This is a genomic window from Streptomyces sp. NPDC059443 (assembly GCF_042750105.1).
Classification (GTDB): domain Bacteria; phylum Actinomycetota; class Actinomycetes; order Streptomycetales; family Streptomycetaceae; genus Streptomyces.
In genome coordinates this window covers 14,968-28,367 of sequence record NZ_JBHYVM010000028.1, presented here as the reverse complement: position 1 = coordinate 28,367, position 13,400 = coordinate 14,968, and the positions used below count along the sequence as shown (strand labels likewise).

Below are 13,400 nucleotides of genomic sequence, written 5' to 3'. Positions count from 1 at the left end.
CTCGCGGCGGGGTCAGGTCTTGCGTATGGCCGGAGCCGGTACGCCGATCAGCCGCCGCCGCAGCGCGTCCCAGACGGCGGTGAGGGCCCGGGTCACCGCCTCGGTGTGCTCGCCGAGCAGCCGCACCCAGGCCCCGCACTCCTGCGGCAACACGCTGACCCCGTAAGGGAGTCCGTGGTCCGCCAGCGTCGCGTGCAGCAGGTCGGCGAGCTCCCGGGCGGGGGCGAGCGGGCTGACGGCGAAGAAGCAGGCCATCACGGAGTGCCCGGCCAGCACGGCGGGGCCGTCCACCCCGGACCCGCCGGGCTCCAGGCGTACGGTGTCCACCGCGACCAACTCTCCGCCCGGCCGCCGCAGTTCGAAGTCCGAGGCGAAGACCTCGTAGGCGTTGCGCTCGCCGCGCGCGAGCCGGCCGGACAGCACCGTCTCGCTCGCCAGCACGGTGGCCGTGGGATGGGCGGTGACGATCGTGCGCTGGTAGAAGCGCGAGTCGACGTAGGGGATGACCGGGTCCGGCAGGTACTCGACGTACGCGTCCGGCCCGGCCGTCAGGAACGTCTGCGCGGCGGCGTAGTCGTGCTCCATCCGGTAGACCTTGGTGGCCGCCTGGGTGGTGACGTGCCCCGAGGTCCCGGGGCCGAAGACCAGGTCGGTACGGAGCCGGTCGGCCTGGATGACCCCGCCGCCGGTGGACATCAGGAAGGTGATCGGCAGGTCGGGGCGGTGCGGGTCGAAGTAGAGCGGCCGCATGATCTGCAGCGGGGACTTCTGGTAGTGCCGCACCAGCTCGGTCCGCCCGCCGGCCCGCTCGAAGCCGAGCTCCAGCAGGCCGACCTTGCCCGGCCGTCCGACGCCCAGGGTGTCCGGCACCGAAGCGTGCCGGAGCACCTCCAGGGGGACGCGCGGAGGCTCGTAGTGCGTCGGGTCCAGCCGCGCGGGCGGGACGAGCGAGCCGGGCGGGGCCTCCACGACGCTCACGCCGGTACCCGGCGGAAGGTCTCGATGAAGTTCGCGATCTCCTCCAGGCCCTGGCCGGTGAGGCAGTTGGTCAGGACGACGGGGCGCCCGTCGCGCACGTGGTGCGCGTCGCGCTCCATCACGCCGAGGTCGGCGCGCACGTACTGGGCGATGTCGATCTTGTTGATCACCAGCATGTCGGACTCGGTGATGCCCGGCCCGCGCTTGCGGGGCATCTTCTCGCCCTCGGCGGTGTCCAGGACGAAGAGGAACATGTCGACGAGGACCGGGCTGAAGGTCAGGGTGAGGTTGTCGCCGCCGGACTCGTAGAGCAGGGTGTCGACGTCGGGAAAGCGCTCCAGCATCTCGGCCCCGGCGGCGAGGTTCATCGTCGGGTCGTCGCGCACGGCGGTGTGCGGGCAGGCGCCCGTCTCCACGCCCACGACCCGCTCGGGGTCGAGCACCCCGGCGAGGGTGCGCCGGACGTGGTGGGCGTCCTCCTGCGTGTAGATGTCGTTCGTGATCACGGCGGGCCGGTGGCCGCGCTCGATGAGCACCGGCACCAGGGCCTCGATCAGCGCCGTCTTCCCGGAGCCGACGGGGCCGCCGACGCCGACGCGCAGGACGTTGTCCACGTTCATCAGAAATCACACACCTTGGGTAAAAGACGGTCTGCCGGAACGGAGCGGATGGAGCGGCGGATCAAGTGGCGAACAGCCTTGCCTCGGCCCGCTCGTGACGGCCCGACATCACATCGGCCATCGGAACGCACCCGCCGAGATCAGCGAGTTCGCGCCGCAGGGCGGCGCCCGCCACCTCCTCGATGACGGGCGCGATGCCCCGCAGGATCACCTGGGCCTTGCGGTGGTCCGTGAGCCGCAGCCGCAGCGCGGCCCCGGTGAAACTGGCCGCGTACGCGAACAGGTCGCTCACCACCGCCTGTTGGGCCGGTACGCCGGCGGCCGCGTAGGCGACCCCGGCGGCCACGGCCTGCGAGCCGGGGGCCCGCTTGGCGGCGACGAGCGATGCGTACCGCTCCAGCGGCTCGCCGCCGATGCACTCGCGCGCCAGGTCCAGCAGCTGGCGGCCGGTACGGGTGGCGGCGCGGCGCAGCCCCTCGTTCAGCTTGGTCGCGTTCAGCCGCTGGTCCGTCTCGGCGAGGGCCTCCCAGTCACCGGCCAGCGCGGCCCGGTGGGCCAGCGCCAGCGCCGTGGCGTCGGAGGGGCCCACCGAGTGGCGCAGCAGGTCGGCCAGCAGCTCCGGCACGCCCTCGGGGGTCACGGCCTTGGCCTGGGCGTAGCCCTCCAGGCCGTGCGAGAGGGTGTAGAAGCCGCTGGGGAAGGCCGAGTCGGTCAGCTGGAGGCTGACCAGCAGGGCCCGTACCGGCGTGGTGCCCGAGGAGTCCGCGGTGCTGCTCATGCCAGGTAGAACAGGTGGTTCAGCGGCAGTTCGCGGGCCGGCTCGATGGTGGCCGGCACCCCGTCCAGGCTGACCTTGTACGTCTCGGGGTCCACCGTGATCACGGGCAGCGCGTCGTTGCGGACCATGTGCTGCTTGCCGACCGTCCGGCAGTGCCTGACCGGCAGGACCCTGCTCTCCAGGCCCAGCTTCTGCGGTACGCCCAGGTCGATCGCGGCCTGGGACATGAAGGAGACGCGGGTGGCCTGCCGGGCCCTGCCGTACGCGCCGAACATCGGCCGGTAGTACACGGGCTGCGGGGTCGGCAGCGAGGCGTTCGGGTCGCCCATCAGCGCCCAGTTGATCAGGCCGCCCTTGATGACCATCTTCGGCTTGGCGGCGAAGGAGTTGATCGGCCACAGCACGACGTCGGCGAGCTTGCCCGCCTCCAGGGAGCCGATGTGGTCGGCCGTGCCCGAGGCGATCGCCGGGTTGATCGTCATCTTGGCCAGGTAGCGCAGCACCCGGAAGTTGTCGTTGCGCTCGGTGTCCCCGTCGAGCTTGCCGCGCTGGTCCTTGCAGTGGTGCGCGGTCTGGAAGGCGCGGGTCCAGGACTCCCCGATGCGGCCCATGGCCTGCGAGTCGGAGGAGAAGATCGAGATGACGCCCTCGTCGTGCAGCACCGTCTCGGCGGCGATCGTCTCGACGCGCACCCGGGAGTCCGCGAAGGAGACGTCCTCCGGGATGTCGTGCGACAGGTGGTGACAGACCATCACCATGTCCAGGAGCTCGTCCACCGAGTTCACGGTGTACGGCAGCGTCGGATTGGTGGAGGACGGCAGGACGTTGGGCTCTCCGGCCACCCGCATGATGTCGGGGGCGTGGCCGCCGCCCGCGCCCTCGGTGTGGAAGGTGTGGATGGTGCGCCCGTCGATGGCCGAGCGGGTGTCCTCGAAGAAGCCGGACTCGTTCAGGGTGTCGGTGTGCACCGCGACCTGGACGTCGTAGTCGTCGGCGACGTCCAGGGCCTTGCTCAGCGCGGCCGGGGTCGTGCCCCAGTCCTCGTGCACCTTCAGACCGCAGACGCCGGCCTCGATCTGCTCGATGAGGGCGTCCGGCAGCGAGCCGTTGCCCTTGCCCAGCAGACCGACGTTGACCGGCATGTCCTCGACCGCCTGGTACATGCGGCCGATGTTCCACGGACCCGGGGTGCAGGTCGTGCCGTTGGTGCCGTCGGAGGGGCCGGTGCCGCCGCCGATGAGCGTGGTGATGCCGTTGGACAGGCCGTGCTCGGCCTGCTGCGGGGCGATGAAGTGGATGTGGGTGTCGATGCCCCCGGCCGTGGCGATCAGGTGCTCTCCCGAGATCACCTCGGTGCCGGGGCCGATGACCAGCTTGGGGTGGACCCCGGACTGGGTGTGCGGGTTCCCGGCCTTGCCCAGGCCCGCGATGAACCCGTCCTTGATGCCGAGGTCTCCCTTGACCACGCCCAGGATGGCGTCCATGACGACCACGTTGGTGATGACCAGGTCGAGGGCGCCCTGTGCGTTGGTGGCCTGCGGGTCCTGGGCCATGCCGTCGCGGATGCCCTTGCCGCCGCCGTAGACGGCCTCGTCGCCGTAGTGGCCCTCGTTGTGGTCCTTCTCGACCTCGACGACCAGATTGGTGTCCGCCAGGTGGAAGCGGTCGCCGACGGTCGGCCCGAACAGGTCGGTGTACTGCTTGCGGCTCAGGACGGCCATCAGTTCTCGCCCTTCTTGTGGGTCTTGCTCTTCTTCTTGCCGTCCTCACCCTTGGCCGCCCGGCCCTGGCCCTCGCCGGAGTCGCCGGCGCCGGCGGCGCGGGGGGCCGTCTCGGTGTGGACCTCCTCGATCCGGGCTCCCTTGAAGCCGAGTTCGACCGCCCGGCGCAGGGCGCGGACGCGGGTGTCGGCGGAGCCGAGGCCGCCGTCGACGAGGGAGCTGAACCCGATCAGCCGGCCGTGTCCGCTGTACTCGGTGAGCTCGACCTCGCGGGTGTCGCCCGGCTCGAAGCGCACGGCGGTGCCGGCGGGGAGGTTGAGGTGCATGCCGTAGGCGGCGTTGCGGTCGAAGTCGAGGGCCCGGTTGGCCTCGAAGAAGTGGTAGTGCGAGCCGACCTGGACCGCGCGGTCGCCCGTGTTGGACACGGTGACCCTGGCCTTGCGGCGGCCGGCGTTGATCTCTACGGAGCCTTCGCCGTAGAGGTATGTGGCGCCACCGGACATGGTGGTACTTCCCTTCCTTCGGATCAGTGGGGGGAATGGCCGTGCGAGTGACCCTTGTCGTGCCCGTGCCCGTGCCCGTGGCCCGCGCCGTGGCCTTCGCCGTGCGTGTGGCCGTGGTCGCCGCCGGGGCCGTGCGCGTGCGCGTACCCGTGGCCGTGCTCCGCGTCCAGCCCCTCGGCGGTGCCGTCCTGCCCGTGCGCCAGCCGGTGCAGGGCCTCCTGCACGCGGGCCCGTACGACCTCGGCGATCGCCGCTTCCGACAGCAGGGGACCGGTGTCCAGGACCCCGGCCGGCAGCTCGGCGGGAGCGTCGAACGCGGCACGGATCAGGGCGACTTGGACGGCCCCGAGCCGGCGGCACCGCTCCACGCCCTCCGCGAGGTCCGGGTCGCCGCCGTCGAAGGCGACCTCGACCCAGCGGTGGTGCCCGTACTGGCGCACGAGCCGGGCCACCCGGAAGAGGTCGGCGTCTTCGAAGGGTCCGGCGGCGGGCGCGGTGACCAGGACGGCCGAGGTGTCGGGCGCCTCGCGCACCGCCTTGAGGGCGGCGGTACGGAGCCACGCGGTCAGGTGGTCCACCGTGGCGAACGGCGGTGTCAGCGCGAGCCGCCCGAGGCCCTCGTCGCGGCCCAGCCAGCGCAGCGCGCGGGCGCAGTCGGCGATCAGCGCGGGGTCGCGCCCCAGCGTCATCGGCACCACGCAGACCGGCGCGGGCGAGGCGGCGAGCGCCCGGCGCACGGCTTCGGCCAGCGGCCGGCCCGCGCTCAGCGCCCCGGCCGCGGCTCCGCCCTCGTGTCCGCCGGCCAGGATGACCGTGGACGCCGATTCCGGTGCCCTGCCCGGCCGTTCGGGTGCGACTGCGGCGGCCATGGCTCAGGCGCCCACGGGGTCGTGGCAGGAGACGAGCTTGGTTCCGTCGACGAAGGCGGCCTCGACCTGGAGCAGCGGCAGCATCTCCCGTACGCCGGGCATGACATCGGCGCCGGAGACGATCTGCTTGCCGAGCTCCATGCATTCGGCGACGGTCTTGCCGTCGCGGGCGCCTTCGAGGATGCCCTCGCTGATCAGGGCGCAGGCCTCGCTGTAGTTGAGCTTGACGCCCCGGTCGCGCCGCTTGCGGGCCAGGTCGGCCACGACGTAGATCCAGAGCTTGTCCATCTCACGAGGGGCGAGATTCATCGGTCACTCACTTTCGGCTCTCAAGCTGGTTAGGACGCACGCGACTTGGGGTCGGGGCAGGGCGGGGCGAGGGTGAGGCAGAGGCAGGGTGTTCCGGGAGTTCCGGGCTTCTCAGGTCCGTCGCAGTCGGGGGATCTGCGGGACGGCCGAGACGAAGACGAACGTGGTCAGGACGAACGGCCAGGTGAAGGTGTGGCCGCCGAACGGGGCGAAGAACGCGGTCATCGCCGCGGTCAGCCCGGTCGCCGCCGCGGCGCCGAGGACGGCGTAGGCGACGCTCCAGTTCGAGCGGACGACGAAGACCCCGCACAGGGCCATCGCGACGAGCACGCTGCTGTAGCCCATCAGGCCTTCGGACACGCCTTCGGCGGGCGAACCCATCGCCCAGGCAACGAAGATGGCCGTGGCGCTGCCGACGCAGGCCATGACCCCGGCGAGCCGGCCGGCCACGAAGATGCCGGCCAGGAAGATCAGGCCCACGTACCACTGCGGCATGAAGAAGATCTGGCCGACGTTGGCGAAGAAGGCGTGCCAGAGCTGGTCCCAGCCCAGCTTGCTGGCCCCGCCGGCGGACTTGGGCAGCGCCGCCAGGCCGGGGCCCGTGTGCCAGACCCGGGAGAAGCTGGGCGCCGCGATGGTCATCACGCTCGCGATGATGCAGAACGGCGCGGTGAACGTGGGGATGTTCCAGGTGCCGAGGAGCGTGGCGAGCGCCGAGGTGACGACCACGACGGTGACGCTGCCGCCGATCGCGAGCAGCAGGGTGGACAGGTGGTCCCACCCGAGGAATACGGCGAGGCTCAGCGAGACGAGGGTGCCGTTGAAGCCGCGCAGTCCGGCCGAGACGACCTCGCGGTCGATGCCGAAGGCGTAGGCGGTGCCGGTGCCGACGACGGCGCCGAGGAGTCCGTAGAGGGCGTACTGCCAGCCGGCGGCGGCGAGGGCGGCGAGGAAGAAGATGCCCGTGACCGCGTTCGGCATGAAATCGACCTGGGCGACGCCCCGCAGGACTTCCTGGATGAAGCTCGCGGGTTGAGCGGGAGCTTGTCGTGCGGGCTCCGTTGCCACGGCCTGCATGTCCTTCTCCAATGTGCAAAAAGAGAGGGCCCGGAGGGGCCCGAGAACCGGCGTGCGCCGCGAGTGGACAGCCGCAACCACATGGGGCAGATGTGACCGACCACACATCGACAGTACCGGTAAATCGTGACAATCCCACCCGGAACTGGGGGTGTCGGGGCCCAATCGGGGCCGCGCGCGCGGACCGGGTCCCGCGGCCCGCAGATCCGTGTTCCGCGAGGCGGGGAATGCGATCTGCCTATCGGAATATCGAAGTGCCGGAGCGCTGGAGTACCGGAGCGCCGTGGTGCCGCCCGGAGGCTCGGACCGGGGCCCGGAAGGGTCATCGCCGGGGTCCCGATGGCGCGCCTGACGGGCGGAGCGCGGCCGGGCGGTGTCCGCTGGGAAGGTGCGAGTTTCCGTGGGCGGCCGCTGGTGGGCCGAGCTGTCACCGGCCGCCGGGGCCGCCGTCATGGCCGCCGGGATCATTTCGGCCGGTCTGCGCCTCATCGGCCAGGGCGTGCTGTCGCTCGCCGCGCTGGCCGTCTCCGCGGCGCTGTGGCTCGTACTCGCGGCCGACTTCACCGCCCGGCTGCTGGGGGACCGGCGGCGTTTCCGCGCCGAGGCCGACACCCCCGCGGCCCTCACCGCCGTCGCCGCCACGACCGTACTCGGGGCCCGGCTCTCCGTCCTCGGATGGCAGCCCGTGGCCGTCGCGATGCTGGCGCTGGCGGCGGCGCTCTGGCCGGGGCTGCTGCTCGCCGTACTGCGGCACTGGGGGCGGCGGATGCCCGGGGCGGCGTTCCTCGTCTGCGTGGCCACCCAAGGGCTCGCCGTCCTCGCGGGCACCCTGGCCGGCGCCACCGGCCGGGACTGGCTCGGCCGGGCGGCGCTGGCCGCCTTCTGCCTGGGGCTGCTGCTCTACGCGGAGGCGCTCGTACGCTTCGACTTCCGCGAGGTGGTGTCGGGCGCGGGCGACCACTGGGTGGCCGGCGGGGCCCTCTCCATCACCGCCCTCGCCGGGGCCGGGCTCGCCGCGTCACCCTTGTGGACGGGCCGGGTGCACACGGGGCTGCGCACCGCGACCCTGGTGGCCCTCGGCCTCTCCCTCGCCTGGTACGCCGTGCTCCTCGCCGCCGAGGTGCTCCGGCCGCGCCCGCGCTACGACGTCCGGCGCTGGTCGAGCGTCTTCCCGCTCGGCATGACCGCGACCGCCTGCCTCTCCGCGGCCGGCCCGACCGGCGTGGAGTGGCTGCGCCCCCTCGGTACGGTGCTGCTCTGGGTCGCGGTCGGAGCGTGGGTGCTGACCTTCGCGGCCTTCGTCGCGGCTCGCGCCGACTCCTGACCGTCCGGGCGACGACGGCAATGTGACGACAGGCCCTCCGTCAGGGCCGCCACCCGTGGCCGTCCAGCCGTGGTGCGAGGACCACGCAGACCAGCAGGGCCACGGCCAAAGCCAAGGCCCACATCGGTCCGTGACGCAGCGTCAGCAGACCCCCGGCGAGGGCGCCGAGCAGCAGGGCCACCACCGTGACGAGGCGACGCAGCGGCGCGGGCCCCCACGGATCGGCCGCGAGCCCGGTCAGGGCCCTGGTGACGACGGTGGTGGTCAGATCGGGGACGGCGAGCCGGTGCACCACGGCGTTCTGCAGGCCCATGCCGAGCGCGAGCAGGGCGATGACCCCCGGCGGCCCGCCGCCGGCCGCGGTCAGCGCCAGGGCCCCGCCCACCAGGACGGTCTGCACCGCGACCAGCGGGACGAACATCCGGGCGGCCCCCGTACCCCGCCGCAGCCGGCCGACGGCCGCGGCCCCGGCCAGGAAGGCGCCCAGGGCCAGCAGGGAGTCCGGAGCGGACAGGGACCGGTCCCCGGCCATCGCGAAGCCGAGGAAGACCACGTTGCCGGTCATGTTGGCCACGAAGACATGGCCGAGCCCCAGGTAGCTCACCGCGTCGACCACACCGCTGACGAAGGTCAGGACGATCAGCAGCGGCGGCAGCACCCCGTGCGGCGACGGCGCGCCGCCCGGATCCGGCGGGAACAGCAGCGCGGCCAGCGGCCGCAGGATCCCGCGTCGCCGTGGGGTGGAGGTCATGGGGTCCCTCTGGATCATGGCGCGGCCGGCCCGTGGCGGACGGAAACGGGACTTCGGTCGGAAGGGAAAGGGTCCCGCACATCCCGAAAGAGGATGGGGCAAAAGGGGCTTTGTTCCCCGGAAATGGTAGCGATCCCGGACGCACGATCGAAGGAGCGACCCGCAGCGGCCCATCGGGCCCAGTCACCGAATCGAGTGCCCAGATAAGGAACTTCCATGTCAGACTCCGACGACGGTGCCCCGGCGGGCACGACGCGATTCCAGGACGTCTACGCGGGCGAATTCGCCCGGCGGGCCCTGCCCGAGAACCGGATTCCCGACGAACCGTCGGACCCGGACGCCGTCTACACCCTCATCCACGACGAACTCGAACTCGACGGCAACGCCGAGCACCCGCAGACCGCCGCCATCGAGGAGCGGTGCGTGACGATGCTCGCCGACCCGTGGCACGCACCCGACGCGGAAACCGCGCCCGGCTGCTCCACCACCGGCTCCAGCGAGGCCTGCATGCTCGGCGGACTCGCCCTCAAGACCCGCTGGCGCAAGGCCCGCAGGGCCGCCGAACTCGACGCCATCCAGCGCGACACCGGGCTGGACGTCCCCATCCACGTGGACGCCGCCAGCGGCGGCTTCGTCGCCCCCTTCATCCAGCCGGACCTGGTCTGGGACTTCGAGGTCGCGCGGGTCGGCTCGATCTCGCCGGCACCGTCGTCCCCGGAGTCGTCCTCATCGCCCCGTACCTGACCGGCCTGTCCAGCCTGTCGTTCCTCGCCGGGATCCTGCTGAACTTCGCCGGCGTGGAGTCCCAAGAAGCGCCAGGCGGCGGGAGAGGAGGGAGAGGGCTGATCGCCTGTCGCGGTGGCGGACTGTCAGTGGTGATCAGTAGGGTCCCGGCATGGCCTACACGTTTCAGGTGACCGTGGATTCCGCTGCTCCGCACGCCCTCGCCGACTGGTGGGCCGAGGCGCTGGGCTGGGAAGTCGAGCCCAGTGACGAGGAGTTCATCCGGGGTCTGATCGCCGCCGGGCACGCGAGCGAGGAAGACACCACCACCCACCGGGGCGTCCTCGTCTGGAAGGCGGGCCAGGGGATCCGCCACCCCGAGGGCCTCGAACGGGCGCCCCGCGTCCTCTTCCAGCTGATCGAGGAGCCCAAGACCGTCAAGAACCGGGTCCACCTCGACGTCCGCACGGGCGAGGACGAACCGGGAGCCGTGGTCGAACGGCTCATCGCCAAGGGGGCCAAGCACCTGCACGACGGCCGCCAGGGCCCCTTCGCCTGGACCACCCTCGCCGACCCCGAGGGCAACGAGCTCTGCGTCTCCCACTGACCGGGGGTGCCCGCGCATAGGGTGGGGCCGTGAACGTCATCCTCTTCGGCGCGACCGGAATGATCGGTCGCGGCGTACTGCGCGAATGCCTGCGCGACGACTCCGTCGAAAGCGTCCTCGCCGTCGGCCGCACCCCCCTCGCCGTCACCCACCCCAAGCTGCGCGAGCTGGTCCAGGCCGATCCGACCGACCTCACCGCGTCCGGCCTGGACCTGGCCTCGTACGACGCGTGCTTCTTCTGCCTCGGCGTCTCCTCCTTCCGCATGGAGGAGGACGAGTACCGGCGGATCACCCACGACCTGACGCTCGCGGCCGCCCGCCCCCTCGCCGCCGCCAACCCCCGGCTGACCTTCGCCTACGTCTCCGGCGAGGGCACCGACAGCACGGAGAGCGGCCGCTCCATGTGGGCCCGGGTCAAGGGGAAGACCGAGAACGACCTGTTGAAGCTTCCCTTCGAGGCCTACATGTTCCGGCCGGGAATCGTGCAGCCCGACCGCGGCATGCCCTCCAAGACCCCGGTCTACCGCGCCGCGTACGCCGTCACCGCGCCCCTCTTCCCGGTACTGCGCCGCTTCGCGCCCAACCTGGTCACCACCACCCGGGCGCTGGGCCGCGCCATGATCGCCGTGGCGGCGGCCGGACCTGGGGACGCGGGCACGCGGCGCGTGCTACGGCCCCAGGACATCAACCGGTTCGGCGGCTAGGGACGACCGGCCCTGGACCGCGGACCCCGGACCCCGGACCAGCGCTAATTCGGTGTCGGTCGACCCCTCCCGCCCCTGAGAATGAGGCATCTCGAACCGGGAGGAACCCATGAGCCAGGACCGCCTGACTCTGCACGACCTGATGCCCGCGCAGGCGCTGACCGAGGCCATCGACGCCGGATACGTGCTGCGCAAATCGCACCCCGAGCTGCCTCTGTCCCTCTACACCTACACCCGGACCGCCCAGTACGAGCGGGTCTGGAACCAGGTCACCACGCGCTGCCGCGGTCTCGTCGCCGACGACGTCACCGGCGCGGTCGTCGCGCTGCCGCTGCCCAAGTTCTTCAACGTGGGCGAGCACGAGGCCGGGCAGCCGTACGCGCCCGCCCTGCCGGACGAGCCGTTCGAGGTGTACGACAAGGTCGACGGCAGTCTCGGCGTGGTCTTCCACTACGCGGGGCAGTGGCGGGTCGCGTCCAGGGGTTCCTTCACCAGCACCCAGGCCGTCTGGGCACAGCGCCGCCTCGACCGTCGGGACACCTCCGGCCTGGTCCCCGGGACCACGTACCTCGCGGAGATCCTGTACCCGCAGAACCGGATCGTCGTGGACTACGGCGACCGCCGCGACCTGGTCCTGCTCGCCGCCTACGGAGCGGCCGGCGCCGAGGTGCCGCTCGCCGAGGCCGCCGCGCACTGGGAGGGGATCGGTTCCGTCGTCACCGTGTGGCCGGCCATGCCGCTCGACGAGCTGCTCGCGCTGACCGCCTCCAACACCCTGCCGGGCGGCGGGAACGCGACCGGCACCGACGCCGAGGGCTTCGTGCTGCGCTTCGCCTCGGGCGTCCGCGCCAAGGCCAAGATCGCCGAGTACGTACGGCTCCACAAGGTGCTCACCGGTGTGACCGAACGGGACATCTGGCGGAGCCACGGCATCCAGCGGTTCGCCGGACTGCCCGTCAAGCAGGTGGCCCAGGGGCTGAACTGCACCGTCGCCGACATCGAGGCGTCGGGCGGCAAGCCGCTCGACGCCCTGCTGGAGCAGGTGCCGGACGAATTCGACCACTGGGTGCGCTCGGTGATCGAACGCCTGGAGGACGAGGCGCGGGCGCGCGAGCGCGCCATCGACGAGGCGTACGCGTCGCTCGCCCATCTCGCCGACGACCGGGGCGCGTTCGCGCGCGCCGCCAAGGCGATCCGCGACAGCGGGATCCGCGGCGCGCTGTTCCAGCGCCTGGACGGCAGGACCACCGAGCTCGTCACCTGGCGGCAGGTCCGGCCAGAGACGTCCGACCCCTTCACGAACGACGAGGAGAGCTGACCCCCGTGTCCGCAGTACCCGAGACCGAGACCGACACCGAGAACGCGACCGAGGCCGTAACCGTGTCCGAAACCGACGCCCCGATCCCCGCGCTGCCCGTGGTCCACGTCATGACCGGGCTGCCGGCCTCCGGCAAGACCACCGCCGCGCGCGCTCTCCAGGCGCGGTCCGGCGGCCGGATGCGCCGCGTCAACCTCGACGACCTGCGGAGCATGCTCGACGTGCCGGACCCGGGGCGCGAGCGCTCGTACAAGCACGAGCAGACCGTGCTGGACATCCAGGACGCGGCCGTCGGCGCGGCCGTCGAGGGTGGCTTCGACGTGGTCGTCGACAACACCCACCTGACCTCGTACATCCCCAAGCGGCTGAAGGCGGCCGTGGCGGGGCGGGCCACCTTCGTCGTGCACGACTTCACCGACGTGCCCGTGGAGGAGTGCCTGCGCCGCGACGCCGCGCGGGAGCGCCAGGTGGGCGAGGAGATCATCCGGATACTCGCCGACAAGCACGCGAAGGCGCGCAGGGGCGGCTGGCGGCTCACCGCGGAGTGGCTGAACGACCAGCCGGACGTGTCCCCGTACGTGGCCGACCCGGCACTGCCCTCGGCGGTGATGTGCGACATCGACGGCACGCTCGCGCTGACCGGCGACCGCAATCCGTACGATTTCTCGCGCTGCGGCGTCGACACGCTGAACGCGTCGGTGCGCGACGCCCTCGACTCCTTCCGGCGCGCCGACGGCGATGTCATCGTGCTGCTGTCCGGGCGCGGCGAGGAGCACCGGGAGCCGACCGAGGCCTGGCTCCGGGAGCACGAAGTCCCGTACGACGAGCTGTGGATGCGCCCGGCGGGAGACACGCGCCGCGACGACATCGTGAAGGCGGAACTGTTCAACGCCCACGTACGCGGCCGGTACGCGGTCAGGGTCTCCCTGGACGACCGCGACCGGGTGGTGGCGATCTGGCGCCGGATGGGGCTGCCGACCTGGCAGGTCAACTACGGCGACTTCTAGCCGGGGCCCGGGGGGGGGGGGGCCCCGGGGGGGGGGGGGGCGCGGGGGGGGGGGGGGGGGGGGGCGGCGCGGGCGCCCCCCGGGGGGGGGGGTGTGTGGTGGCGCGGGGAG

At 72.3% G+C, this 13,400-nt stretch carries 14 protein-coding genes and 1 pseudogene; 6 read left to right on the top strand and 9 right to left on the bottom strand.

The window, feature by feature from the left end; translation table 11 throughout:
* Positions 1–12: 12 nt before the first annotated feature.
* From ACFXDJ_RS25020 to ACFXDJ_RS24985, 8 genes are all read right to left on the bottom strand, one after another.
* A complete protein-coding gene (locus ACFXDJ_RS25020) occupies positions 13–978 on the bottom strand; it encodes an urease accessory protein UreD (protein WP_384650826.1) in 966 nt (321 codons plus the stop codon).
* Positions 975–1,598: an urease accessory protein UreG gene (gene ureG, locus ACFXDJ_RS25015; RefSeq protein WP_384650824.1), complete on the bottom strand. Its 624-nt coding sequence runs from the start codon at positions 1,596–1,598 to the stop codon at positions 975–977. Before ureG ends, ACFXDJ_RS25020 begins: the two co-directional genes overlap by 4 nt.
* Positions 1,599–1,659: 61 nt before the next feature.
* Positions 1,660–2,376, bottom strand: coding sequence for an urease accessory protein UreF (locus ACFXDJ_RS25010; protein ID WP_384650822.1), 717 nt, complete (start codon positions 2,374–2,376; stop codon positions 1,660–1,662).
* Complete coding sequence (gene ureC, locus ACFXDJ_RS25005) at positions 2,373–4,097, bottom strand: urease subunit alpha (RefSeq protein ID WP_384650820.1); 1,725 nt, start codon at positions 4,095–4,097, stop codon at positions 2,373–2,375. Before ureC ends, ACFXDJ_RS25010 begins: the two co-directional genes overlap by 4 nt.
* Complete coding sequence (locus ACFXDJ_RS25000; protein ID WP_384650818.1) at positions 4,097–4,600, bottom strand: urease subunit beta; 504 nt, start codon at positions 4,598–4,600, stop codon at positions 4,097–4,099. Before ACFXDJ_RS25000 ends, ureC begins: the two co-directional genes overlap by 1 nt.
* A gap of 23 nt (positions 4,601–4,623) precedes the next feature.
* On the bottom strand, positions 4,624–5,469 hold the full coding sequence (locus ACFXDJ_RS24995; RefSeq protein WP_384650816.1) for a sirohydrochlorin chelatase: 846 nt from the start codon (positions 5,467–5,469) through the stop codon (positions 4,624–4,626).
* A gap of 3 nt (positions 5,470–5,472) precedes the next feature.
* Positions 5,473–5,778 (bottom strand): urease subunit gamma, encoded by a 306-nt coding sequence (locus tag ACFXDJ_RS24990; RefSeq protein ID WP_384650814.1) that lies wholly within the window; start codon positions 5,776–5,778, stop codon positions 5,473–5,475.
* Between the two features lie 111 nt (positions 5,779–5,889).
* Positions 5,890–6,855, bottom strand: a complete 966-nt coding sequence (locus ACFXDJ_RS24985) for an urea transporter (RefSeq protein WP_384650813.1) — start codon at positions 6,853–6,855, stop codon at positions 5,890–5,892.
* A 388-nt stretch (positions 6,856–7,243) separates the two neighbouring features.
* On the opposite strand from ACFXDJ_RS24985, the gene ACFXDJ_RS24980 reads away from it, so the two are divergent.
* The gene (locus ACFXDJ_RS24980) at positions 7,244–8,179 is read left to right on the top strand and encodes a hypothetical protein (RefSeq protein ID WP_384650811.1); all 936 of its coding nucleotides are present in this window, start codon (positions 7,244–7,246) and stop codon (positions 8,177–8,179) included.
* 40 nt (positions 8,180–8,219) lie between these two features.
* Here ACFXDJ_RS24980 and ACFXDJ_RS24975 read toward each other — a convergent pair whose 3' ends face one another.
* The gene (locus ACFXDJ_RS24975; protein WP_384650809.1) at positions 8,220–8,930 is read right to left on the bottom strand and encodes a YoaK family protein; all 711 of its coding nucleotides are present in this window, start codon (positions 8,928–8,930) and stop codon (positions 8,220–8,222) included.
* A 216-nt stretch (positions 8,931–9,146) separates the two neighbouring features.
* Here ACFXDJ_RS24975 and ACFXDJ_RS24970 point away from each other — a divergent pair.
* The 5 genes and pseudogenes from ACFXDJ_RS24970 to ACFXDJ_RS24950 all read left to right on the top strand — a co-directional run.
* Positions 9,147–9,629: pseudogene (locus tag ACFXDJ_RS24970) on the top strand (pyridoxal-dependent decarboxylase); the annotation flags it as partial.
* Between the two features lie 196 nt (positions 9,630–9,825).
* Positions 9,826–10,260: a VOC family protein gene (locus ACFXDJ_RS24965; RefSeq protein WP_384650807.1), complete on the top strand. Its 435-nt coding sequence runs from the start codon at positions 9,826–9,828 to the stop codon at positions 10,258–10,260.
* 29 nt (positions 10,261–10,289) lie between these two features.
* Positions 10,290–10,964: an epimerase gene (locus tag ACFXDJ_RS24960; protein WP_384650805.1), complete on the top strand. Its 675-nt coding sequence runs from the start codon at positions 10,290–10,292 to the stop codon at positions 10,962–10,964.
* Between the two features lie 109 nt (positions 10,965–11,073).
* Positions 11,074–12,282 carry an RNA ligase gene (locus tag ACFXDJ_RS24955; RefSeq protein WP_384850332.1) on the top strand — a complete coding sequence of 403 codons (1,209 nt, stop codon included), beginning with the start codon at positions 11,074–11,076 and terminating at the stop codon, positions 12,280–12,282.
* A 5-nt stretch (positions 12,283–12,287) separates the two neighbouring features.
* A complete protein-coding gene (locus ACFXDJ_RS24950) occupies positions 12,288–13,289 on the top strand; it encodes an AAA family ATPase (RefSeq protein WP_384664246.1) in 1,002 nt (333 codons plus the stop codon).
* The last annotated feature ends 111 nt before the right edge of the window (positions 13,290–13,400 follow it).